The organism is Bacillus sp. K2I17 (genome assembly GCF_002209985.1).
Lineage (GTDB): Bacteria > Bacillota > Bacilli > Bacillales > Bacillaceae_G > Bacillus_A > Bacillus_A wiedmannii.
The window spans coordinates 133,434-155,692 of the sequence record NZ_NJGF01000003.1; the positions used below are offsets into that span (position 1 = coordinate 133,434).

At 36.2% G+C, this 22,259-nt stretch carries 26 protein-coding genes; 14 read left to right on the forward strand and 12 right to left on the reverse strand.

Annotated elements, in window-relative coordinates; all coding sequences use genetic code 11:
- Positions 1-97: 97 nt before the first annotated feature.
- The 6 genes from CER22_RS05845 to exsF all read left to right on the forward strand — a co-directional run bounded on the left by CER22_RS05845 (position 98) and on the right by exsF (position 5,314).
- Positions 98-829 (forward strand): alpha/beta hydrolase, encoded by a 732-nt coding sequence (locus CER22_RS05845; protein ID WP_088062503.1) that lies wholly within the window; start codon positions 98-100, stop codon positions 827-829.
- A 92-nt stretch (positions 830-921) separates the two neighbouring features.
- Positions 922-1,440, forward strand: coding sequence for a YjcG family protein (locus CER22_RS05850; RefSeq protein ID WP_000765870.1), 519 nt, complete (start codon positions 922-924; stop codon positions 1,438-1,440).
- A 1-nt stretch (position 1,441) separates the two neighbouring features.
- Positions 1,442-1,864, forward strand: coding sequence for a GNAT family N-acetyltransferase (locus tag CER22_RS05855; RefSeq protein ID WP_088608364.1), 423 nt, complete (start codon positions 1,442-1,444; stop codon positions 1,862-1,864).
- A gap of 99 nt (positions 1,865-1,963) precedes the next feature.
- The gene (locus CER22_RS05860; protein ID WP_088608365.1) at positions 1,964-4,030 is read left to right on the forward strand and encodes an ATP-dependent helicase; all 2,067 of its coding nucleotides are present in this window, start codon (positions 1,964-1,966) and stop codon (positions 4,028-4,030) included.
- 142 nt (positions 4,031-4,172) lie between these two features.
- Complete coding sequence (cotY, locus tag CER22_RS05865; RefSeq protein ID WP_001277699.1) at positions 4,173-4,643, forward strand: spore coat protein CotY; 471 nt, start codon at positions 4,173-4,175, stop codon at positions 4,641-4,643.
- Between the two features lie 167 nt (positions 4,644-4,810).
- On the forward strand, positions 4,811-5,314 hold the full coding sequence (gene exsF / locus CER22_RS05870) for an exosporium protein ExsF (RefSeq protein WP_000492937.1): 504 nt from the start codon (positions 4,811-4,813) through the stop codon (positions 5,312-5,314).
- Positions 5,315-5,391: 77 nt separating this feature from the next.
- On the opposite strand, the gene CER22_RS05875 is transcribed toward exsF, so the two are convergent.
- Both CER22_RS05875 and CER22_RS05880 read right to left on the reverse strand, forming a co-directional pair.
- A complete protein-coding gene (locus CER22_RS05875) occupies positions 5,392-5,577 on the reverse strand; it encodes a hypothetical protein (protein WP_033657682.1) in 186 nt (61 codons plus the stop codon).
- A 101-nt stretch (positions 5,578-5,678) separates the two neighbouring features.
- Positions 5,679-6,038, reverse strand: a complete 360-nt coding sequence (locus tag CER22_RS05880) for a DUF1360 domain-containing protein (protein WP_000899663.1) — start codon at positions 6,036-6,038, stop codon at positions 5,679-5,681.
- A 125-nt stretch (positions 6,039-6,163) separates the two neighbouring features.
- Between CER22_RS05880 and exsY the strand changes: the two genes are divergently transcribed.
- Entirely contained in the window at positions 6,164-6,622 is a 459-nt protein-coding gene (gene exsY / locus CER22_RS05885; protein ID WP_088062499.1) for an exosporium assembly protein ExsY, read from the forward strand.
- Between the two features lie 61 nt (positions 6,623-6,683).
- On the opposite strand, the gene CER22_RS05890 is transcribed toward exsY, so the two are convergent.
- The 10 genes from CER22_RS05890 to CER22_RS05935 all read right to left on the reverse strand — a co-directional run bounded on the left by CER22_RS05890 (position 6,684) and on the right by CER22_RS05935 (position 14,734).
- A complete protein-coding gene (locus CER22_RS05890) occupies positions 6,684-7,250 on the reverse strand; it encodes a spore coat CotO family protein (protein ID WP_088608366.1) in 567 nt (188 codons plus the stop codon).
- Positions 7,251-7,391: 141 nt separating this feature from the next.
- Positions 7,392-8,162, reverse strand: coding sequence for an enoyl-ACP reductase FabI (gene fabI / locus CER22_RS05895; protein WP_000421885.1), 771 nt, complete (start codon positions 8,160-8,162; stop codon positions 7,392-7,394).
- Between the two features lie 109 nt (positions 8,163-8,271).
- Complete coding sequence (gene rfbD / locus CER22_RS05900) at positions 8,272-9,126, reverse strand: dTDP-4-dehydrorhamnose reductase (protein WP_046958302.1); 855 nt, start codon at positions 9,124-9,126, stop codon at positions 8,272-8,274.
- Between the two features lie 11 nt (positions 9,127-9,137).
- On the reverse strand, positions 9,138-10,109 hold the full coding sequence (gene rfbB, locus CER22_RS05905) for a dTDP-glucose 4,6-dehydratase (RefSeq protein WP_088062495.1): 972 nt from the start codon (positions 10,107-10,109) through the stop codon (positions 9,138-9,140).
- Positions 10,110-10,124: 15 nt separating this feature from the next.
- On the reverse strand, positions 10,125-10,670 hold the full coding sequence (gene rfbC, locus CER22_RS05910) for a dTDP-4-dehydrorhamnose 3,5-epimerase (RefSeq protein WP_088062494.1): 546 nt from the start codon (positions 10,668-10,670) through the stop codon (positions 10,125-10,127).
- A gap of 8 nt (positions 10,671-10,678) precedes the next feature.
- On the reverse strand, positions 10,679-11,416 hold the full coding sequence (locus CER22_RS05915) for a sugar phosphate nucleotidyltransferase (RefSeq protein WP_088608367.1): 738 nt from the start codon (positions 11,414-11,416) through the stop codon (positions 10,679-10,681).
- A 14-nt stretch (positions 11,417-11,430) separates the two neighbouring features.
- Positions 11,431-12,111, reverse strand: coding sequence for a glycosyltransferase family protein (locus tag CER22_RS05920; RefSeq protein ID WP_088062490.1), 681 nt, complete (start codon positions 12,109-12,111; stop codon positions 11,431-11,433).
- A gap of 12 nt (positions 12,112-12,123) precedes the next feature.
- Positions 12,124-12,810 carry a glycosyltransferase family protein gene (locus CER22_RS05925; protein WP_088062488.1) on the reverse strand — a complete coding sequence of 229 codons (687 nt, stop codon included), beginning with the start codon at positions 12,808-12,810 and terminating at the stop codon, positions 12,124-12,126.
- Positions 12,807-13,496 carry a class I SAM-dependent methyltransferase gene (locus tag CER22_RS05930; protein ID WP_088062486.1) on the reverse strand — a complete coding sequence of 230 codons (690 nt, stop codon included), beginning with the start codon at positions 13,494-13,496 and terminating at the stop codon, positions 12,807-12,809. The genes CER22_RS05925 and CER22_RS05930 overlap by 4 nt, the downstream gene beginning before the upstream one ends.
- A gap of 140 nt (positions 13,497-13,636) precedes the next feature.
- Complete coding sequence (locus tag CER22_RS05935) at positions 13,637-14,734, reverse strand: glycosyltransferase (RefSeq protein WP_088062484.1); 1,098 nt, start codon at positions 14,732-14,734, stop codon at positions 13,637-13,639.
- Positions 14,735-14,899: 165 nt separating this feature from the next.
- Between CER22_RS05935 and CER22_RS05940 the strand changes: the two genes are divergently transcribed.
- The 7 genes from CER22_RS05940 (at position 14,900) to CER22_RS05970 (ending at position 22,227) form a co-directional block, all read left to right on the forward strand.
- Positions 14,900-15,751, forward strand: coding sequence for a BclA C-terminal domain-containing protein (locus CER22_RS05940; RefSeq protein ID WP_088608368.1), 852 nt, complete (start codon positions 14,900-14,902; stop codon positions 15,749-15,751).
- A gap of 122 nt (positions 15,752-15,873) precedes the next feature.
- Complete coding sequence (locus CER22_RS05945) at positions 15,874-16,719, forward strand: TylF/MycF family methyltransferase (RefSeq protein ID WP_088062481.1); 846 nt, start codon at positions 15,874-15,876, stop codon at positions 16,717-16,719.
- 141 nt (positions 16,720-16,860) lie between these two features.
- On the forward strand, positions 16,861-17,619 hold the full coding sequence (locus CER22_RS05950; protein WP_088121629.1) for a class I SAM-dependent methyltransferase: 759 nt from the start codon (positions 16,861-16,863) through the stop codon (positions 17,617-17,619).
- Between the two features lie 6 nt (positions 17,620-17,625).
- Positions 17,626-18,561, forward strand: a complete 936-nt coding sequence (locus tag CER22_RS05955; RefSeq protein WP_088608369.1) for a glycosyltransferase family 2 protein — start codon at positions 17,626-17,628, stop codon at positions 18,559-18,561.
- A 146-nt stretch (positions 18,562-18,707) separates the two neighbouring features.
- Complete coding sequence (locus CER22_RS05960; protein ID WP_088062475.1) at positions 18,708-19,868, forward strand: FtsW/RodA/SpoVE family cell cycle protein; 1,161 nt, start codon at positions 18,708-18,710, stop codon at positions 19,866-19,868.
- 74 nt (positions 19,869-19,942) lie between these two features.
- Positions 19,943-20,683 (forward strand): bis(5'-nucleosyl)-tetraphosphatase PrpE, encoded by a 741-nt coding sequence (gene prpE / locus CER22_RS05965; protein ID WP_088062473.1) that lies wholly within the window; start codon positions 19,943-19,945, stop codon positions 20,681-20,683.
- Between the two features lie 155 nt (positions 20,684-20,838).
- Complete coding sequence (locus tag CER22_RS05970; protein WP_088608370.1) at positions 20,839-22,227, forward strand: peptidase G2 autoproteolytic cleavage domain-containing protein; 1,389 nt, start codon at positions 20,839-20,841, stop codon at positions 22,225-22,227.
- Positions 22,228-22,259 lie beyond the last annotated feature (32 nt).

A 22,259-nucleotide genomic window follows, 5' to 3' on the forward strand; every position in this document is an offset into this window, starting at 1 on the left:
AGAAACGAAAGCACCTATTAGTGAATATTTCTTTCTTTTTCACTACAAGCGTCGCTCTTACAATCATTACAGTAAATTTTTATTTAGGGGGATCCACATGAATCAAACAATAGGGAGAATTGAAGAAATTTCATTTTATAGCGCATCACTTCAAGAAGATGTTACACTTCTCGTTTACTTACCAGTAAATTACACACCACTACACAAACATACAGTTGTAATTGCACAAGATGGTAGAGATTATTTTCAGCTTGGTAAAGCGCACCGTGTAATTGAGCGCCTTCGTGAAACTGAAGAAATTGACCGTACAATTATTGTCGGTATTCCATATAAAAATGTACACGATCGTAAAGAAAAATATTTCCCAAATGAAGTGAAAAACGCTGCGTATATTCGTTTCCTTGCTCATGAACTTGCACCATATATCGATGAAAATTATCCAACGTACCAAATCGGAAAAGGTCGTGTGTTAATTGGTGATTCTCTTGGCGGAACAGTTTCCTTTATGACTGCACTTATGTATCCGCATACATTCGGTAAAGTCGTTATGCAATCACCATTTGTCGATGACACAGTGATGAATTTGGCAAAAGACTTTAAAAATCCGGAGGCGCTAGACCTTTATCACGTCATTGGGACAGAAGAAACAGCTGTAAAACGCACTGATGGACAAGTATCCGATTTCGTTGGGCCGAACCGTGAGCTCAATACGCTTCTGACAGATAGAAATTTCATCACGCATTACGAAGAATTTGAAGGTAACCACACGTGGAAATATTGGCAAACTGATTTACCGAAAGCTTTCTCTCATATTCTATCAATGAAATAATAGAGAGCAGTATTCAGAATAATTTGATATAATAGATTAAGAGAGTTATTTTCTCAAAATCTAACTAGACTTACAAAGGGAGGAATTGGAACATGAAATTAGGCATTGTAATTTTTCCATCTAAAATGATTCAAGATAAAGCGAACGGATTGCGTAAACGTTATGATCCGCACTACGCATTAGTTCCGCCACATATTACATTGAAAACACCCTTTGAGACGCAAGATGAACAATTAGAATCGATTGTAAAAGAGTTACATACAATCGCAAGTAAAACGAACCCTTTCACCCTTCATGTCGGAAAAGTTGGTTCATTCGCACCTGTTAATAATGTTCTTTATTTTAAAGTAGAAAAAACACCTGAACTTACTTTCTTAAATGAGGAAATGCATAGCGAATTCTTTATACAAGAACGCGAGTACGCTTTCGTACCTCATTTAACAATCGGACAAGGCTTATCCGATGCAGAGCATGCTGATGTATTAGGTCGATTACGTATGAAAGATTTCTATTATGAACAACCAATTGATCGCTTCCATCTTCTATATCAATTAGAAAACGGAACGTGGACTGTATACGAAACATTCCACCTTGGAAAGGGGAACAACTAATTTGCACGCACAGATCGTACAAACGGACGAACAACTAAGAGATGCATTCTCTGTACGTAAGCAAGTATTTGTGAATGAGCAACAAGTTTCTGCTGACGAAGAGTATGATGAGTTTGAAGAAACTTCAACACACGTTGTTATATATGATAATGATGTTCCAGTTGGTGCTGGTCGTTTTCGCATACTGGATGGAATAGGAAAAATGGAACGCATTTGCGTACTAGCTTCCCATCGTAAAAAAGGCATTGGAAAAATTGTTATGGATGCACTTGAAGCGTATGCGAATGAAAACTCGCTACCAAAATTAAAGCTGCATGCCCAAACACATGCTGAAGATTTCTATAAGAAACTTGGATATGTAACGCATTCTGATGTATTCATGGAAGCAAATATTCCTCACGTCGTTATGATAAAAGAATTGTAATTTGAAAACAGGAGGTATCCCCTCCTGTTTTTTACATTGCTATTTTCTTTTTCTTCCGCTAAAGTTAAATGTTGATGCTATAGTTTTGAAGGTGAATATATGACACAAGAAAAATTTTCACAAAAATCATTAACGCACGCTGACATTCCGCGTGCAACATATCATATTCCGAAAACATCTACCCATTTAATTATGGAAGAAGATGCAGATGCGGCGTATTTTCGCGCTCTCGAACAACAAAATGTTTTTTTAAATGAAAAACAATTAGAGGCTGTGCGAACGACAGAAGGCCCTGTCCTTACATTGGCTGGTGCCGGAAGCGGGAAAACATCTGTTTTAACAACCCGCGTAGGTTATTTAGTAAATGTAAAACAAGTTCATCCACGAAATATTTTATTGCTTACATTTACACAAAAAGCAGCTGAAGAAATCCGAAACCGTGTAGCGAATTTACCAGGTATGAATCGCGCCGCAAGTAGCTACGTTGTTGCTGGTACGTTCCACTCTGTCTTTTTAAAATTACTTCGTAGTCAAGGATATAGTCAGCAAATTTTAGCAAACGAAAAACATAAACAAATTATGATAAAGAAAATTTTAAAAGAATTACGTTTAAAAGACGATTATGATGCTGAAACAATGCTCGCGATGATTTCACTTGAGAAAAACAAATTGAATCGTCCGAAAGATGTACAAGCAAAAACACCCGTTGAACAAGAATTTAAAGAAGTATACGAACGTTTTGAAGAAGTGAAACAACGATATAATTATATTGATTTCGATGACATCCTATTAGAAACATATTATATGTTAGAAAATAACGCTCCTTTGCTTACCCAATTACAACAACGTTTCCACTATATTGAAGTAGATGAGTTTCAAGATACATCGTATGCACAATATGAAATTGTAAAATTGTTAGCCACGCCAAGAAATAATTTATTTATCGCGGGTGATGACGACCAGGCGATATATGGCTGGCGAGGAGCAAGTCACCAAATTATTTTATCTTTTCCAAAAGAATTTGATAACACTACGATTATCGCACTTAATACGAATTATCGATCCAATCCTTTTATCGTCGGACTTGGAAATGAAGTTATCAAACTAAATCAAGAACGTTTTGATAAAGAGCTATATTCTGTGCGTGAAGAAGGTGTACAACCTTTTTACGCAAGACCTGCTACGACTCTTGATGAAGCAAATCAAATTTTGCAGCTCATTCAAGAAAAAGTAGATAGCGGCGAACGCAACTATAAAGATTTTTGTTTACTGTATCGCACACATTCTGTAAGCCGTTCGTTACTTGATCAGCTTACAATTCACAAAATCCCATTTATTAAGCACGGGGCGAGTCAATCATTTTATGAACATTCTTTAATTAAGCCTGTATTAGATCATTTAAGACTGGTGATTGAACCGTTTCGACTAGAATCACTTTCAAATATATTGCCAACTATGTATATCGGGCGTGATGATTGTATTTCATTTATTGAACGTGAACAATGGAAATATGGTGAGGGGCGGTTCCCTTCTCTTCTTCATTTCTTATTATTAAATCCGAGCTTAAAACCTTTTCAAGTAAAAAAGGTAAATGAGCGTATCGATTTTATTAAATTTATAAAAGAATTAGAACCGAAAAAAGCATTAAAAGAAATTATTCATGGTAAAGGAAAGTATTTAGAGTACTTACAAAGTAACGATCGTTCTTCCTTTACGATGCATAAAGATATACAAGAAGAAATGTTAGAAGAATTAATGGAGTCCGCAACTCGTTTTACCGATATTCCAGCTTATTTACAATTTATTGATGAAGCAATTCAAGGTCAAAAAGAAATGGAAGCATTAAAAACAATGCCGGAAAAAAATGCTGTTTCGCTTATGTCTATTCATAACGCAAAAGGCCTTGAATTTCCATGCGTCTTTTTACTTGGAGCGAGCGATGGTATTCTTCCCCATACTTCTTCTTTAAAAGATGCAAATGATCGTGTTACAGAGACTTCTGAAGCTTTAGAAGAAGAACGTCGACTACTTTATGTCGCAATTACACGTGCGAAAGAAGAACTTTACATTTCCTCTCCGCAATTTTTTAGAGGAAAAAAATTAGATATATCTCGTTTTTTATATACTGCGCGAAAAGATTTACCTGAAAAGACATCCACTAAATAAGGATGTCTTTTTTTATATTGCATTATGTACATCCCTACTATATAAATTCCCTGCTTTTATCGTAAGAATTAACGTAATATCAACCATATCTCATTCATATTGTAATAGTGTATGTCAGAACTCACGATAAGGAGTGAACATAATGAGCTGCAATTGTAACGAAGACCATCATCACCATGATTGTGATTTCAACTGTGTATCGAATGTCGTTCGTTTTATACATGAATTACAAGAATGCGCAACTACAACATGTGGATCCGGTTGCGAAGTTCCATTTTTAGGTGCACATAACAATGCATCAGTAGCGAATACACGTCCTTTTATTTTATACACAAAGACTGGAGAACCTTTTGAAGCATTTGCACCATCTTCAAGCCTTACTAGCTGCCGATCTCCAATCTTTCGCGTAGAAAGTATAGATGATGATGACTGTGCTGTATTACGTGTATTAACTGTAGTTTTAGGTGATGGTACCTCTGTACCACCTGGTGATGACCCAATCTGTACGTTTTTAGCTGTACCAAATGCAAGGTTAGTATCGACATCTACTTGTATTACTGTTGATTTAAGTTGTTTCTGCGCTATTCAATGCTTACGTGATGTTTCTATATAAAACTAAATATTAATTTAAGCATGGATTGGGTGGCAGAGTTTTCTGCCACCCAATCCATGCTTAAAAGCTATTATTATGTATTTTTCATAAAATTGGGAACTTGTCTAGAACATAGAACCTGTCCTTTTCATTAACTGAAAGTAGAAACAGATAAAGGAGTGAAAAACATGTTCTCTTCTGATTGCGAATTTACTAAAATCGATTGCGAGGCGAAACCAGCTAGTACACTACCTGCCTTCGGTTTTGCTTTCAACGCGTCTGCACCTCAGTTTGCTTCACTATTCACACCATTACTATTACCTAGCGTAAGTCCAAACCCAAATATTACTGTTCCTGTAATAAATGATACAGTAAGTGTCGGAGATGGTATTCGAATTCTACGAGCTGGTATTTATCAAATCAGTTATACATTAACAATTAGTCTTGATAACTCACCTGTTGCACCAGAAGCTGGTCGTTTCTTCTTATCATTAGGTACGCCAGCTAACATTATTCCTGGATCAGGTACAGCAGTTCGTTCTAACGTTATTGGTACTGGTGAAGTAGACGTATCCAGTGGTGTTATTCTTATTAACTTAAACCCTGGTGATTTAATTCAAATTGTACCAGTTGAGTTAATTGGAACTGTGGACATCCGTGCTGCAGCATTAACAGTTGCACAAATTAGCTAGTAAAAAGCGGTATTTCTTCATTAGAAATACCGCTTTTTATATTTATAATAAAAAACACTCACAGTAATATGAGTGTTTCATTCTTCATAATGTTTTATTGTGTTCTTCTTTTTCCCGCAATTACATCCCTTTTTCTTCACAAATCCTTGTTGTTGTAATTGTTCTTGGTATGCCTGTTGTTGTGCTTGGTGTTGTTGCTGTATATGATACCATTGCTGCAGGTCATATGAATTTTGCCTTGGACTATTACTCACAGCAAACATCTCCTCTACTGTCAATTCTGTCTATTTACTATATGAACAACTCTTTATTTCCGTTCCCTCATTCCTTTAAACTCCGCTTTTTCTCGTATTATGAAAATATATTATTCTCCCATAAAATATCCTGTAATCGTTTCAATGATTGCCGCTGCTCCTGCAATAGCTAATAATGCAAGTAAAGGCTCTGCAACGATAGGAATCCAATTATATAAAACTAATAAAAAAGCACTAACCCATACACCTGTACACCAATAACAGCTTAATAATTCGCCAACCCACTTTCTTAATCCTTTACCTTTTACTTTTGTAAAAGTTGATACACTTCCATCTGGCTCTGTAATCTCTAACTCATCAATAAACGGTCTTCGCAAAAAGGCTGTAATTTTATCATAAACAATTAAACGAGTGAGCCTAAAGGCAGCTAACGCAAAAATAAAAAATAAAAGCCAGCTTGTAAACAGCATGATTCCACCTTCCCTTATCTTCTTTCGCCTATTTAAAAAAAAAGGTCTTGAGATTGTGACCAAATCTCCTCGACTCCAATATCTTATTAATGTAAATACAAACAAGAAGATAAGGAGTGACATTAATGAGTTGTAACGAAAATAAACACCATAGCTCTTCTCATTGTGTAGTTGACGTTGTAAAATTCATCAATGAATTACAAGATTGTTCTACAACAACGTGTGGATCTGGTTGTGAAATTCCATTTTTAGGTGCACACAACACTGCATCAGTAGCAAATACACGCCCTTTTATTTTATACACAAAAGCTGGCACACCATTTGAAGCATTTGCACCATCTGCAAGCCTTACTAGCTGCCGATCTCCAATTTTCCGTGTGGAAAGTGTAGATGACGATAGCTGTGCTGTCTTACGTGTGTTAACTGTAGTATTAGGTGACGGTTCTCCTGTACCGCCTGGTGACGATCCAATTTGTACGTTTTTAGCTGTACCAAATGCAAGATTAATCTCGACATCTACTTGTATCACTGTAGATTTAAGCTGTTTCTGTGCGATTCAGTGCTTACGCGACGTTTCTATCTAATAAGTTAAGTAAACTAAAAAACTATTGGGGTGGTAGAAGATTTGCTACCACCTTTACATATTTAAAAGCCCGCCATACTAATCGATTGGATATCATCTATAGACAACTTAATATCTCGCATACTATTTGGCGGCATAATAGCTACAATTCCATTACGATACGATATGATTGATCCAACATATGAGACTGTAGCTGTTTTTATTCTGCACCTTATTTTCGGAATATAATGAGGGCGGTTTAATAAAAAATGAATCTTCTCTTCATTATTCATATCCTTAAATGATTTATTATACGGGACAGTTCTCACTGGCTCTTGTTGTTCTTGTTGTTCTTGTTGTTCTTGTTGTTCTTGTTGTTCTTGTTGCTCTTGTACTTGTTCCGCTTCTTCCATTTTTTCTTCTACTTGTTCCTCTTCTTGTTGCTCTATTACCTCTTCCACAGCACTACTTACAATGTTTTCGTTTCTATTACTTTCCTCTTTTCGATCTTCATTTTCAAAGTTTGTTAAGATAATTCTTTTTATTTTCGGTGCAGCAAGTTCCAAATTTACTTGCGCAATATATAACAACGGTTTTCCAACTGTTGAACTTTTATTTTTATTCTTCACACTCGTCCCTCCCACTTCCATACGTAGCTGAATAAATTGTGTACTATTATAGTTATATTCATAACGTGGTAAGAACTTTCGTTAAAAATTGTTCTTTCTAAGAACAAATAAAAAGGACAATCTCAACATTTAGAGATTGTCCTTTAAAAATTAATATTATATTTATCCTAGGATATGATACCCTGAATCAACGTGAATGTTTTCTCCTGTTACGCCGCGTGCTAAATCACTGAATAAGAATACTGCTGTATCCCCAACTTCTTCTGGAGTTGTTGTACGACGAAGTGGTGCGCGCTCCTCAATTTCTCTTAAAATTGAGTTAAAGTCGCCTACGCCTTTTGCAGATAACGTACGAATTGGTCCTGCAGAAATAGCGTTAACGCGAATGCCGTGTTGGCCTAAATCGTTAGCTAAATATTTTACGCTCGCTTCTAATGAAGCTTTCGCAACACCCATAACGTTATAGTTTTTCACAACGCGCTCGCCGCCAAGGTATGTTAACGTTAAAATATTTCCGCCTTCTGTCATTACTTTCTTCGCTTCTCTTGCTACAGCTGTTAAAGAGAATGCACTAATATTTTGTGCAAGTAAAAATCCATCGCGAGAAGTATCTACAAATTCACCTTTTAAATCATCACGATTTGCAAAAGCAATACAGTGTGCAACACCGTGAATTGTACCAACCTCTTGCTTGATTGTTTCAAAGCAAGCTGTAAGTTCTTCATCATTTGTTACATCACAAGGTAATACAAGTGATTCTTGTCCTTCTAATGTGTCCGCTAATTCACGAACGTTTCTTTCTAAACGTTCTCCTGCATATGTGAATATTAATTTTGCACCTGCATTATGCAAAGAGCGAGCAATTCCCCACGCAATACTTCTTTGGTTCGCAACGCCCATAACAACAAATGTTTTCCCTTGTAATAGTTCCATGATATATCCTCCCAGAATTACTTATACTTGTTATTAGTACCTGATACTATAATTATAGTACCATAAAACCTCTTAAAGGCAAACAAAAAAGTCATTAACTTAAATTTTGTTAATGACTTTTTGTTTCTATAAAAAACCGCTCTAATCCTTCTTCCCAAGAAGGCATTTGTGAAAAACCATTTAATCGTAGCATGTTATGTTGGAAAACAGAATATTTCGGTCTAGCTGCCGCCGATCCAAATTCTTCGGTTGAAACAGGTAATACATTCACTTTCATATTTGCATCCGAGAATATTTTTTTGGCAAATTCAAACCAAGAACATGAGCCTCTATTTGATACATGATACGTACCGTATAAAGAAGTGTGAATGAGCTTATTAATCATCACATTTAAATCCGCCACATAAGTAGGAGAACCAATTTGATCCGCTACAACAGATAATTCTGCTCTTTCTTTTCCTAACCGCATCATCGTTTTCACAAAATTGTTTCCATACTTACCATATAACCACGATGTTCGAACGATAAAATATTTATTATGTAACTCTTTGACAAACTGCTCTCCCGCATACTTAGAAGCCCCGTATACATTTATCGGTGATGGATTATGAAACTCATGATAGCCATCTGGTCTGTCACCTTGAAATACATAATCGGTACTAATATAAACTAATTTCGCCCCTACTAATTGTGAAGCAACCGCTACATTTCGAGCTCCTATTGCATTTATTACATAAGCAAGGTCTTGTTCTTTCTCAGCATGATCAACCTTCGTATACGCTGCACAATGAATAATTATATGTGGCCTTATTTCTTGTACCACTTGCTGCATTCGGGATATATTTGTTATATCTAGTAACTTTTTATCAAATGGATATATGTCATATTCTTCAGCATTTAACTCTTCTTGTAGTTGCTTTCCCAATTGACCATTTGCTCCCGTTATGATAATCCGTTCTTTCATTTATATGCCCCTTATTTTTCTTTTAGTGGTTTCCACCATTCTATATGATTTTCATACCATTCCACCGTTTCTTTTAGCCCCTGTTCAAACGTATACTGTGGTTCCCACCCGAGCTCATTCTTCATCTTTTGTGCATCAATCGCATAACGACGATCATGCCCTAAACGGTCTGTAACATACGCAATATCTTCTTTCGTTTTTCCTAAGAGAGAGATAATTTGTTCCACAACATCTACATTGTTTTTTTCATTATTTCCACCTATATTATATACTTCTCCTATACGTCCCTTATGCAGAATAACGTCAATCGCACTACAATGATCCGTTACATGTAACCAATCTCTTACATTTAATCCATCGCCATATAACGGTAGTTTTTTTCCTTCCAGCGCATTCGTAACCATTAACGGAATTAACTTTTCAGGATATTGATACGGCCCATAGTTATTGGAGCAACGCGTTACTATAACTGGTAATTGATATGTTTTATAATAAGATAAAGCTATCATGTCGGCGCTCGCTTTGCTTGAAGAATATGGACTATTTGGAGCTAACGGGGTTTTCTCGGTAAATCTACCTATCTTACCTAACGAGCCGTACACCTCATCTGTTGATACTTGCACGAGTTTAATATGTGGATATTTTTTTACTAATTCTAATAAGGTGACTGTCCCAATTACATTTGTATCATAAAAAGGGATCGGATTCTCAATACTACGGTCCACATGTGATTCAGCTGCGAAATTGACAATTACTTGCACATCACGTTCCTTAATAACATGCTCCAGCAGCTCTCCATTTTGAATTTCACCTTTTACAAAATAGTAATTCGGATGATCTTGAATAGACTTTACATTATTTAAGTTTCCACTATATGTTAATGCATCGAAATTAATAATTTTATATGTTTCATAGCTTTGTAACATATAATGCACAAAATTACTTCCAATAAATCCGGCCCCACCTGTTACTAATATATTCATACACAACTCTCCTACTCAAAAACTATCTTCATATTCCTGAAGTAACGGTAATATTCGATCTTTATCAGACAAAATAGGGCTTGTTACCGGCCATGGAATTGCTAAGTCTTTATCGTCCCAAAGTACCCCTGAGTCATGATTAGCACTATAATACTCATCTACTTTATACATAACAATAGTATGCGGGACAAGTGTACAAAAACCATGTGCAAATCCTTTTGGCACTAATAATTGCCGATGATTATCCGCGCTTAAAATATATCCTCTCCACTGTTTAAACGTTGGTGAATTTTTTCGCAAATCAACGATAACATCATAAATTGCTCCTTGCATAACTTGAATAAGTTTCGTTTGTGCTTTCGGATTTTTTTGAAAGTGTAATCCCCGAATCGTTCCCGCTTCTGCCGAATACGAAACATTATCCTGTACAAATGAATACGTAACTCCCAATGTTTCTAGCACCTTCTTATTATAACTTTCAGTAAAAAAGCCACGCTCATCTCCAAATAACCTCGGTTCTAACAATTTCGCGTCGGTAAAGTTTGTTTCTATAACTTTCATATTCTCACCTATTCTCCGTTAAACTGTTTACCAAAGTTTATATCCCGCGCTAACGTATTCGCCCTTTGAAGAGAAACATGAGTTCCTGCATCAGTCCACCAACCGCTCATTTCATTATAAGTAAGTACCCCTCGTTTTAAATACCAATTATTGATATCTGTAATTTCAAGCTCTCCCCTTGCGGAAGGTTTTAATTCTTTTATATAAGAAAAGACTTTCGGGTCATATAAATAAATTCCTGTGACTGCATAGGAACTTTGCGGCTCTTTCGGCTTTTCTTCAATTTCAATTATTTTACGATTTTGAATATTTGCTACGCCAAATCTCTCAGGATCACCTACAGATTGCAGCAGTACTTTCGCACCTTCTTTTTGATTTGCAAACTCTTCAACATACGGACGAATATCATCCGAAAAAATGTTATCGCCTAATATAACTACCATGCGATCATTCCCAACAAAATCTTCACAAAGCCCTAATGCTTGTGCAATTCCGCCAGCCTTATCTTGCACACGATACGTAAAGGACACGCCAAACTCTTGACCGCTTCCTAAAAAACTAACAACATCTCCCATATGCTCTTTACCTGTAATAATCATAATATCTGTAATCTCACATTGTTTCAGCTTATATACTGCATGATAAATCATTGGGTAACGTCCAACAGGAAGCAAATGTTTATTCGTTACTTTCGTTATTGGATATAGCCTCGATCCAGTACCACCTGCTAAAATAATCCCTTTCACTCTGCATCTCTCCCTTATGATGGAGATAAAATATCTTTATACTGTTCTACAAACACTTTTCGATCTTTCTCATATGTATCCGCATCAAATTCATCTCCGTTATAATGAATACACCATAAATTTGATTGATTTGGGATACCAATTAAATAACCAGCCCTTTGAAACTCTAAAGACTGTGATACATCATAAAAGTGGAACCCTTGAAACAAATCTTCTCGCCACGGAATATCATACTGCGTTGCCATGAATAAGCCATCAATTGCCTGCACCGACATAAAAGATTGGCTTCCATAAAACCCCTGATCTAAATTTAATAATTGATAATTCCGTCTTCTATACTCAATCACTTTCCCTACTAAATTTTTCCCTTCCCACCATATCCCGTTACTCGGTAAAAATTGGGCTCCAGCTACTCCAATTAAGCCGAGCTTTTCATTATCTTTAAAAAGGGAAATAATTGTATAGAACATCTCTCGATTAATAAGATAAGTATCCTGATGTATATAAACCTTATACTTCGCGGGATATGAAAGTGCTCGGTTATATGCGCTTGCCATACTTTTCGCATCTCGTATCGGAAAAATTTGTACGACATAATCAGGGGGAACAAAAAGGTTTCTTATTTGTCTCTCGCATTGTTCAAATAGCTCTTCATTATTTACACAAACAACAACTAATATTGTACGATCCTTCATTTTGTAGCCCCTCTATTCGTCTTGATTTACATCTGACATATAGTTCTCCACAAATATCTTTCTATACTTGTCATAGTTGGTCATATTCACATCAATATGATAGTGAATGCACCACGCATCACGCTGTACAGGAACCCCAACTGTATAGCCAGCTTTTCTAAATTCAAACGACTGAGATACATCATAATAGTCAAACCCATCAAACAAGTCTTCTCGCCAGGGAATATCGTATTGCGTTGCCATCAATAAACCGTCGATACATTCCACAGGCATAAATGTTTTTGACTCATGGTACGGCTGTTCTTGAGTTGCCATATAAAATAAATCGTTCATATAACCAATTACTTTCCCAATAACTCCCTTGCCTTCATTCCATATCCCGTTTGGAGGAACATATTGGGCTCCAATCATTCCAATCATTCCAAGATGTTCATGTTCGTTAAATAATTGAAGTAATCCATATAAAAATGCCACATTCATAATGAAAACATCTTGGTGTATATATACTTTATATTTCGCTGGATGCGAAATCGCTTGATTATATCCGCTCGTCATACTTTTCGCATTCCGAATTGGCATAAATTGTACAGTATACCCTGGAGGCACTGCTAAGCTCAATATATGTCGTACACACTGTGCATACATTTTCCGATCATTTATACATGTAACAAATAATATTGTTTTTTCAGCAGCACTCATAGCTGTGATTTTTCTGCTTCAATAATATACTGAAATACGACCGTCTCAGCCATGAAGCCACTTCCAAGACGATATTTTTTACAAATTCCATATAATTCCTCAATAAGTGGTTCGTACATTTTATGATCAACATATACACGATCTACTTTACTAATCGAATAACCTGCTTTTAAAAACATTCGGAGCATTTCATTAAATGTAAAGAAACGAATATGCGTTTTATCTAATAAACCATATTCTGTATACGTCCAATTTCCAGCAAGTAACGGCGCTAATACTGAAATGTGAGCAACGTTTGGTATACTTGCTAAAATCACACCATTTTCTTTTATATATGGCTTTACTTTTTCTATTACAGCCCACGGATCAAATAAATGCTCTAATACGTCTCCGAATATGACGCAATCAAATTGCTCCTCCTCATACGGCATATCCATTGTTTCTATATCGCCTAAAACAACATGATCTAGTTTTTCTTTTGCTTGTTCTGCCGCCTCTGGGAATGCTTCGATTCCTGATACACGTGTGCCATTTTCTTTTATGACCGCTCCCAATGCACCACTCGAGCAACCGATATCAAGAACTTCTTTCCATTCCTTTTTTATATGCTTTAATAAATTCGGATTCACTGCATTATAATAATGCCCGGACTTTTCTTCGTATAAAGAATTTTTTGGGGAATTCATTTTACACACTCCTTATGCAAATTGAATTTGAAATATAAATCTCATTCACCAAATATTGGTTCCATTACTGATACACTAATATATAACCAATCTATTAGTGTTAGAATAACGATAAATCATTTCTAACAAAACGAAACTTATTACACTTTATATTGTTTATCAAAAACACCCCGAAAATATTTGCGGTTATATTCAATTGCAGCATTATTCGGAACATAAGAAGCTGCTAGTTCATTGTAATAATAAGCTTTATCTTGCTCTCCTAACTTGCTATAACAAATACACATTTGTAAATAGGGAAGCCATGTGTAGCTCGCTGGACTATGAAACGGACTCTCCGTCGCCATTGGTACTTCCGTTGCAAGTTTAAACCAAAATATCGCTTCGTTATATTTTTGTTGTTCCATATATATATATCCTATTCTTGTACAATTCTCTCCTCTAGGAACATCATATCGAAACGACTTCACGCAAGATTCAACTGCTTTCTCCCACATTCCAATCTTTGCATAGCAATCTCCTAACTTACCACATGCATAAATTTTCTCTTCATACCATCCTTCGTCTTGATTAAGAAATGTTTCATATAGTAGAACTGCATCATCATATTTTTGATTATCCATAGATTCATTCGCGTAATAAAATAAATCTCTCGGACTCAATTCTTCTCCAGCTGCTACAGCATCTTGAAAAATTTTCAAATTACGATTTGTTACCTTTTTTTCTTTTTTATGTGTAATAGCAACATTACTACTAAAAGTTTCACCAGAAATAGCTAAATATTCATGAACCTTTCCAAACCATTGAAATTGTTTTTCACGCTTTACAAGTCGATTTCTTTTTGTACAATATAAAGGTTTCCCGTTAGAATCCATTGCAAGATGATACGGCATCGAAACTGCATCCACATTAGGATCTAATTCTCTTTTTAATAGGATCAATGCCTCTTGAGCATCTTCTAATAACACATCATCAGCATCTAGCCATAATATATATTCTTGTGTTGCTTTCGAAAAAGAAAAATTTCTAGCTGCCGCAAAATCATTAATCCATGGAAAGTCATATATGTTGGAAGTATATTGAGCTACAATTTCTTTCGTTCGATCAATGGAACCTGTATCAACTACAATAATTTCATCAACAATTTTTTCTACTGCCTCTAAACATCGACCTATTGTATCTTCCTCATCTCGAACAATCATACATAAACTAATTGTGATTCCTTGCTTGTTCAACATAATCACCCTCTTCCAAATCAATCATATGTTATACATACAATAAACTTTCCACTTTTTTAACTTACACAAGCAGTTTAAGATTTCTTTTCAATAATTCAAATGTCCGTGTCATTTTCTTCCGGTTTTGCATCTACTATATAATGAACGCTTTATGGAGGTGAATTTATGTCAAATAATAATTATTCAGATGGATTGAATCCCGATGAATCTTTATCAGCTAGTGCATTTGACCCTAATCTTGTAGGACCAACATTACCACCAATACCACCGTTTACCCTTCCTACCGGACCAACTGGGCCGACTGGGCCGACTGGGCCGACTGGGCCAACTGTACCAACTGGACCGACTGGACCGACTGGGCCGACTGGACCGACTGGACCAACTGGACCGACTGGACCGACTGGACCGACTGGACCAACTGGAGACACTGGTACTACTGGACCAACTGGGCCAACTGGAGACACTGGTGCTACTGGACCAACTGGGCCAACTGGAGACACTGGTACTACTGGACCGACTGGGCCAACTGGAGACACTGGCGCGACTGGACCAACTGGTGCTACCGGACCGACTGGACCAACTGGGCCAACTGGACCGACTGGACCATCAGGACTAGGACTTCCAGCAGGATTATATGCATTTAACTCCGGTGGAATTTCTTTGGATCTTGGACTTAATGCTCCAGTACCATTTAATACTGTTGGATCTCAGTTCGGCACAGCAATTTCTCAATTAGATGCCGATACTTTCGTAATTAGTGAAACTGGATTCTATAAAATCACTGTTATCGTATATACTGCAGCCGTAAGTCTATTAGGAGGACTTACAATCCAAGTAAATGGGGTACCTGTACCTGGTACTGGAACGACTTTAATCTCAGTTGGAGCACCTATCGTTGTTCAAGCAATTACGCAAATTACGACAACTCCATCATTAGTTGAAGTAATTGTTACAGGACTTGGATTATCATTAGCTCTTGGTACGAGTGCATCCATTATTATTGAAAAAATCGCTTAATTTTTTCCTTAGCAGTAAAACTGATATCAGTTTTACTGCTTTTTCATTGGTAAATTCAATCATTAAATCCTTCTTTTCTACATAGTCATAATGTTGTATGACATTCTTCAGGAGGCAATTATATGGAAAATAAATCGGCTGTCCAGCTTTATCTTGAGTTATTAAAGAAAACAATTTTATTTGAAATATGGCTAGAATACGAACCATACTTACCTGCTTCTTTACATATATCTAAAGAACTATCATATGAACCAGTTACGGTTCCACTTCCTTTATTTCTTAAGCAGTATATAGAAAATCACAATTTAAAAATCGTTAATCCTAATGTTTCAAACGATGAGCGTCAAGGTGGCAAGGATTGGCCAAGAGCTGCACACAGTATGGTTGGTCGAAAACGTATGAATCAATTACAAGAGGCGATGGAAACTGTAGTCAGGGAAAATATAGAAGGCGATTTTATTGAAACTGGTGTATGGCGCGGAGGATCATGCATTTTTATGAATGGGTTTTTACAAGCAAACAACATTAAGGATCGTACTGTATGGGTTGCCGATTCGTTTGAAGGTCTGCCCGCACCTAACTTAGAACAATATCCGAAAGATTACGGTGATTATTTGCACACATTCGATTACTTACGAGTTTCTTTAGAAACAGTGCAAGAAAACTTTAGAAAATATGATTTATTAAATGATCAGGTGAAATTTTTAAAGGGTTGGTTTAAAGATACATTGCCTTCAGCACCGGTAGAAAAAATTGCAATTGCTCGCCTTGATGGTGATATGTATGAATCAACGATGGATAGTCTTGTAAATTTATACGATAAAGTTTCAACAGGTGGCTTTATTATTATTGATGATTATGGATTGATAACATGCGCAGAGGCTGTAACAGATTTCAGAAGTGAAAGAAACATAAAAGCTCCTATGACTCAAATTGATGATTTCGGTATTTATTGGCGAAAAGAATAGGATACAATTTTATTTTTTTGAGGGGTTCTATCACACTACTTATTCATAAGGACCTATCATGTAAAGTTCCCCTCACTATAAATGATTAACTTATATATGCAATAAAAATCTCTTACTTTACTACAAGGACGGAGTGAATGTATGAACGAAAATGAGAAAAAAATCACATTAATTCCACCCCCAGAACTCGTTCAATATGTAGGTGGTGACTTTGAAGAAGTTGGAAAAGAGTTTATACAGTATTTTATTGAATTTGGAAATTTAAAATCAAATGAAACAGTGTTAGATATAGGCTGCGGCATCGGCCGAATGGCGGTTCCATTAATGAATTATTTAAGTGATGATGGTACTTATTATGGATTTGACTTATTCAATGCGGGAATTACATGGTGCAAAAATAACATTTCAACACGCCGTAACAATTTCCATTTTGAACATGTCGATATATATAATCAATTCTACAATCCCGAAGGAAAAGAAGATGCTTCCGAATACAAGTTTCCATATGAAGATGAATCATTTGATTTTATTTTTTTAACGTCAGTATTTACCCATCTCCTTCCGAAAGAATTAGAACATTACGTATGCGAGATTGCACGAGTTCTAAAAAAAGATGGGAGATGTTTTATTACTTTCTTTTTAATTAATCCTGAATCTTCCTATTACTTAAACGCAGGACTAAGTACGTTAGGTTTTTATCATCAAATTGACAATTGTTATGTTCTAAATAAAGATATCCCGAACTTCGCAGTTGCCTATCCTGAAGAAGATATTCGTATCCTATTAAATAAGTATGGGCTAGAAGTACAGACTCCCCCTCATTATGGTTCATGGTGTAGCAGAACTAAACACACAAGTTATCAAGATATTATTCTTACACAAAAAACTTCTGAAAGGTAGTTGTATATGAATAATATTAAAAATCCGCCTCTCGTTTCCATCCTTATTCCCACCTATAATCGACCACATTATTTTAAAATTGCTTTAGAAAGTGCATTAGCACAAACATATTCAAATATTGAAATTATTGTAGGAGACGATAGCACAAATAATGAAACAGAAAAATTAATATACAGACATTATTTACATAAGCATAAACATATAACGTACATTCGAAATGCTTCTACTCTAGGACAATTTCATAACGCCCTTATGCTCTTAGAACAGTCAAATGGAGAGTACATAAATTTCTTAATGGACGATGATATATTTTATAATAATAAAATCGAAAAAATGATGTCTTATTTCCAACAAGACTTAAATAAAAATCTCGCGCTTATCACATCCTATCGCACTTGGATTAATGATAATGGAGATATAATTGAACAACATCCCTCCATGAAAAAATTATATGATGAAGATACTCTACTAAATGGGAAAGCTTTTGGAAACCGTATGCTTATACTGGGACAAAACATTATTGGTGAACCTACGACTGTACTCTTTCGAAAAGATCTATTAGCAGAACCATTCGGCACTTTAAATGGTAGAAAATATGGTTGTAGTGTTGATATGGCCTCTTGGATAAGTTTACTGTCAAAAGGTGATGCAATGTATATAACTGAGCCCTTAAGTTCATTCCGCCTTCATACGGGACAGCAAGTACATTACAAATTCCTTGAAGGCTGTGAAGATTTTTTACATCTCGTTTTAACCTCCAAAAAATATGGTTTCTTACAAGATAGCACCCGTTATAAATCGAGTCTGTTAAAAGCTTGCGAATGGCACGATGATGCTGTGAATTTTTATCAGCTATACCCAAACCTCATTCCAACTTCCGATACACATGCCCGTCTCTCCTATTGTTTAAATATCATTACAAAAGAACTCCGAGAAATATAGTCCATCACACGGTAGGCACTATTCCTTCCGTGTGATGTATGACTTCCCACAAATAGTGGAATAAATGTATGCATAGTCTGCTTGTATATTATTTTTATCATGACATGATCCATATACTTACTAGGCGATAGAAAGGAATACATACATTGAAAGATCCAAATTCTCAATATCAAATAGACTACGTATTACTATTCATCTTATTTGCCATTGGGACTGTTAGTTGCTTTGCAATTGCAAGTGCACAAGCCTCTTTACCACCATTTTTGCAAAATGTAAATTTTGTATTAAAGCAAATCCAATGGTACTTCATTGGATTTATAGCCATCGGTTTTATTATGATTATCGATTTCGATCGTTATCAAAAAATTGCTTGGTATTTATATAGCTTTGCATTGGTACTACTAATTGGACTAGAACTTCAAGTACCAGGTGCCGTTACAATAAAAGGTGCGACCGCTTGGTACAGGCTTCCAGGCATCGGAAATTTCCAGCCTTCTGAAATTATGAAATTGTTTTTAATTATCGTCACCGGACGAATTATAGCAAATCACAATGAGAAATATTTTTTCCGAACAATACACAGCGATTTTTTATTACTCGGAAAAATATGTGCAACAAGTTTGCCACCCCTACTACTTATTGCAAAGGAACCTGATTTAGGAAACACAATGGTAATTTCAGCTATGCTCGCAGCAATGATACTAGTTTCTGGTATACGTTGGCGTTTTATTTTCGGATTAGTTTCTGGTATTTTTGTAGCTGGCGTTACATTAACGTATATTTTTTTTACTCATACAAAATTCTTTAAAGCACACATTTTACAAGAATATCAACTAAATCGCTTCTACGGCTGGTTAGCGCCATACAAATATGATGCGCAAGGCTATCAATTAAGACAAGCTTTCTTAGCTACTGGATCAGGGGAAATGCAAGGAAAAGGTTGGGAAAATGGACAAGTATACTTTCCAGAACCACATACGGATTTTATTTTCACCAATGTCGCTGAGCAATTCGGCTTTTTAGGCGCAAGTGTCATTGTTTCACTTTTTTTCCTACTTATTTTCCGCATGATTCATATCGCTTTAGAAAGTAATGACCCTTTCGGTAGTTACATCTGTGCTGGTACAATCGGAATGTTTACTTTTCAAGTATTTCAAAATATCGGGATGACCATCGGATTACTACCTATTACAGGAATTACATTACCCCTTATGAGCTACGGAGGAAGTTCCTTACTCACATACATGATAGCGATTGGCTTCGTTTTAAACGTTCGCTCAAGAACGAAAATCTTTATGTTTAAATGACGAGCAAAAACAGTATATTTTTATCTCTATCCTTTTTTAGATATACTAATGAAAAATATGGTGGAGGTTTAAATATGAAATTTGACATTATAGGGGATATTCATGGATGCTTTCAAGAGTTTCAAGATTTAACGACGAAACTCGGATACAACTGGAATAGTGACCTGCCGTTTCACCCTGACCAACGTAAGCTTGCTTTTGTTGGTGATATTACAGATCGCGGCCCTCATTCATTACGTATGATTGAAATTGTATGGGAACTTGTCATAAATAAAAAAGTAGCTTATTACGCTCCGGGAAATCACTGTAATAAACTATACCGTTTTTTCCTTGGGCGTAATGTGACAATCGCTCATGGACTCGAAACAACTGTTGCCGAATATGAAGCACTGCCTTCTCATAAACAAAACATTATAAAAGAAAAATTTATCACCCTTTACGAGCAATCCCCTTTATATCACGTACTCGATGAGAAAAGGTTAATTGTATGTCACGCTGGAATTCGGCAAGATTACATAGGAAGACAAGATAAAAAAGTACAAACCTTTGTATTATATGGCGATATTACAGGAGAAAAACATGCTGACGGCTCTCCTGTCCGTCGCGACTGGGCACAAGAATATAAAGGAAAAGCTTGGATTGTATATGGACATACACCAGTTAAAGAACCTCGCTTTGTAAATCATACAGTCAATATTGACACTGGAGCTGTATTTGGTGGCAAACTAACCGGACTACGTTATCCTGAGATGGAGACCGTTTCCGTCCCTTCCTCCCTGTCTTTTGTCCCTGAGAAATTTCGCCCAATTTCATAACTATCCTTATTTCAGATACCATTCACAAATTACGAGGATTACCGTATCATTTAGGCGGCTCTCCTATAAAAACTAAGTAAAGTAATTAAAAAAAGATGCAATAAAGTGCATCTTTTTTTAATTACACGGCATATACTGTCGCAGGAGGTGACAGAATGAAGAAAAAATCTTCTAAACAAAAAAGAAAATGCCCGCCTTTTTATCTGCCCATGTACGGAATTAACAACTGGTGCAGCATTCGAGCTGCAGCTTTAGAAGAACCGGACGGACAAGGGGCTTCCCCCAAAAACAAAGCTAAACCAAAATATGTCTCTTTAGAAAATGCTGTAATGAGCCGCATAATCGATAATAGAAAAACAAAGATGCAGCAAAAAAATAAACCTCTCTCTACTCACACTGAACAGGTTGTGCCTTCTGAGCAAACAGAGAAAAATACAGAAGAAGACATCCCTGTAGCAATAAATAAAAAAGCAGAATCAGAAATTCCAGCTGCTATTATAAATCAAGTGAAAAAAATAAGAAAAGCATTAGCACCATCCAATGATATACAAACAGAAAAAACGATCATAATTCAAACTCCTACACCTGAAAATACAAAAGTAAAAAAAGGGGGACGATATGCACATGCAGAGGGGCTTCACTCTAATGCAGAGGGTACAGCTTCACATGCAGAAGGACTTCTTACACACGCAAAAGCTTCTTTCTCTCATGCGGAAGGATCAAAAACGAAAGCAACTGGACATAGTTCCCATAGTGAAGGAAGTGAAACGACAGCAGGTGGCTCTTATTCTCATGCGGAAGGTAAACATACAATCGCTTTAGGCGAAGCAGCACATGCAGAAGGAACCGCGACTATCGCTAACGGATTCTCTTCTCATGCGGAAGGTAATCATACATCAGCAGCTCATTTTGCAGGTAGCCATATTATGGGGCGCTTCGGCACAGCAGAAGAATCTTATTCTTGGTTTATTGCAAACGGCACAAATGAAACCGATCATAATATCGGTGCAAAGTGGCTTGCTCATAATGGGGAAATGTATATTGATGGCGCTTCTTACAATGCAAGTGGAACTGATTTTGCACAAATGTTTGAAACAACAGACAATAATTTTATTGATGTAGGTTATTTCGTTACATTTAGTAGCGAAGAAAAAATTCGGATCGCTACTTCAAACGATTCATTCATTTTAGGAATATCTAGTGCAACCCCCGCCCTTATAGGAAATAGCGGTGCTTTAAGTTGGCAAAAACGCTATAAAACAGATAACTTTGGAAAACGCCAATATGTACGTACGGAATCGCAAGACATACAACCTCTTTTAAATACAGAATGGGATCCAACTTGCAAATATATAGCAAGAAAAGATCGTACCGAGTGGCTTCCTGTCGGATTAATTGGACAAATGTTAGTACGCGATGACGGCACTTGCGAAACGCATGGATATTGTCGTCCAAATAACGATGGCATTGCTACAAAATCCGAAAGTGGCTTTTTCGTTATAAAGCGCACGGGTGAAAATCAAATTTTAATATTATTCCGCTAAGAAAAAAGGGAACAAAATTCTTCGTTACATAA

Bases quoted from the DNA above. Each gene is read 5' to 3' on its own strand.
- exsF (WP_000492937.1), top strand. From the start codon at position 4,811: ATGTTCTCTTCTGATTGCGAATTTACTAAAATCGATTGCGAGGCGAAA.
- CER22_RS05940 (WP_088608368.1), top strand. From the start codon at position 14,900: ATGTCAAATAATAATTATTCAGATGGATTGAATCCCGATGAATCTTTA.
- fabI (WP_000421885.1), bottom strand. From the start codon at position 8,162: ATGGAACTATTACAAGGGAAAACATTTGTTGTTATGGGCGTTGCGAAC.
- CER22_RS05845 (WP_088062503.1), top strand. From the start codon at position 98: ATGAATCAAACAATAGGGAGAATTGAAGAAATTTCATTTTATAGCGCA.
- cotY (WP_001277699.1), top strand. From the start codon at position 4,173: ATGAGCTGCAATTGTAACGAAGACCATCATCACCATGATTGTGATTTC.
- prpE (WP_088062473.1), top strand. From the start codon at position 19,943: ATGAAATTTGACATTATAGGGGATATTCATGGATGCTTTCAAGAGTTT.
- CER22_RS05935 (WP_088062484.1), bottom strand. From the start codon at position 14,734: ATGTTGAACAAGCAAGGAATCACAATTAGTTTATGTATGATTGTTCGA.
- CER22_RS05875 (WP_033657682.1), bottom strand. From the start codon at position 5,577: ATGTTTGCTGTGAGTAATAGTCCAAGGCAAAATTCATATGACCTGCAG.
- CER22_RS05955 (WP_088608369.1), top strand. From the start codon at position 17,626: ATGAATAATATTAAAAATCCGCCTCTCGTTTCCATCCTTATTCCCACC.
- rfbB (WP_088062495.1), bottom strand. From the start codon at position 10,109: ATGAATATATTAGTAACAGGTGGGGCCGGATTTATTGGAAGTAATTTT.
- rfbD (WP_046958302.1), bottom strand. From the start codon at position 9,126: ATGAAAGAACGGATTATCATAACGGGAGCAAATGGTCAATTGGGAAAG.
- CER22_RS05970 (WP_088608370.1), top strand. From the start codon at position 20,839: ATGAAGAAAAAATCTTCTAAACAAAAAAGAAAATGCCCGCCTTTTTAT.
- CER22_RS05920 (WP_088062490.1), bottom strand. From the start codon at position 12,111: ATGAAGGATCGTACAATATTAGTTGTTGTTTGTGTAAATAATGAAGAG.
- rfbC (WP_088062494.1), bottom strand. From the start codon at position 10,670: ATGAAAGTTATAGAAACAAACTTTACCGACGCGAAATTGTTAGAACCG.
- CER22_RS05890 (WP_088608366.1), bottom strand. From the start codon at position 7,250: ATGGAAGTGGGAGGGACGAGTGTGAAGAATAAAAATAAAAGTTCAACA.
- exsY (WP_088062499.1), top strand. From the start codon at position 6,164: ATGAGTTGTAACGAAAATAAACACCATAGCTCTTCTCATTGTGTAGTT.
- CER22_RS05945 (WP_088062481.1), top strand. From the start codon at position 15,874: ATGGAAAATAAATCGGCTGTCCAGCTTTATCTTGAGTTATTAAAGAAA.
- CER22_RS05925 (WP_088062488.1), bottom strand. From the start codon at position 12,810: ATGAGTGCTGCTGAAAAAACAATATTATTTGTTACATGTATAAATGAT.
- CER22_RS05860 (WP_088608365.1), top strand. From the start codon at position 1,964: ATGACACAAGAAAAATTTTCACAAAAATCATTAACGCACGCTGACATT.
- CER22_RS05930 (WP_088062486.1), bottom strand. From the start codon at position 13,496: ATGAATTCCCCAAAAAATTCTTTATACGAAGAAAAGTCCGGGCATTAT.
- CER22_RS05850 (WP_000765870.1), top strand. From the start codon at position 922: ATGAAATTAGGCATTGTAATTTTTCCATCTAAAATGATTCAAGATAAA.
- CER22_RS05950 (WP_088121629.1), top strand. From the start codon at position 16,861: ATGAACGAAAATGAGAAAAAAATCACATTAATTCCACCCCCAGAACTC.
- CER22_RS05880 (WP_000899663.1), bottom strand. From the start codon at position 6,038: ATGCTGTTTACAAGCTGGCTTTTATTTTTTATTTTTGCGTTAGCTGCC.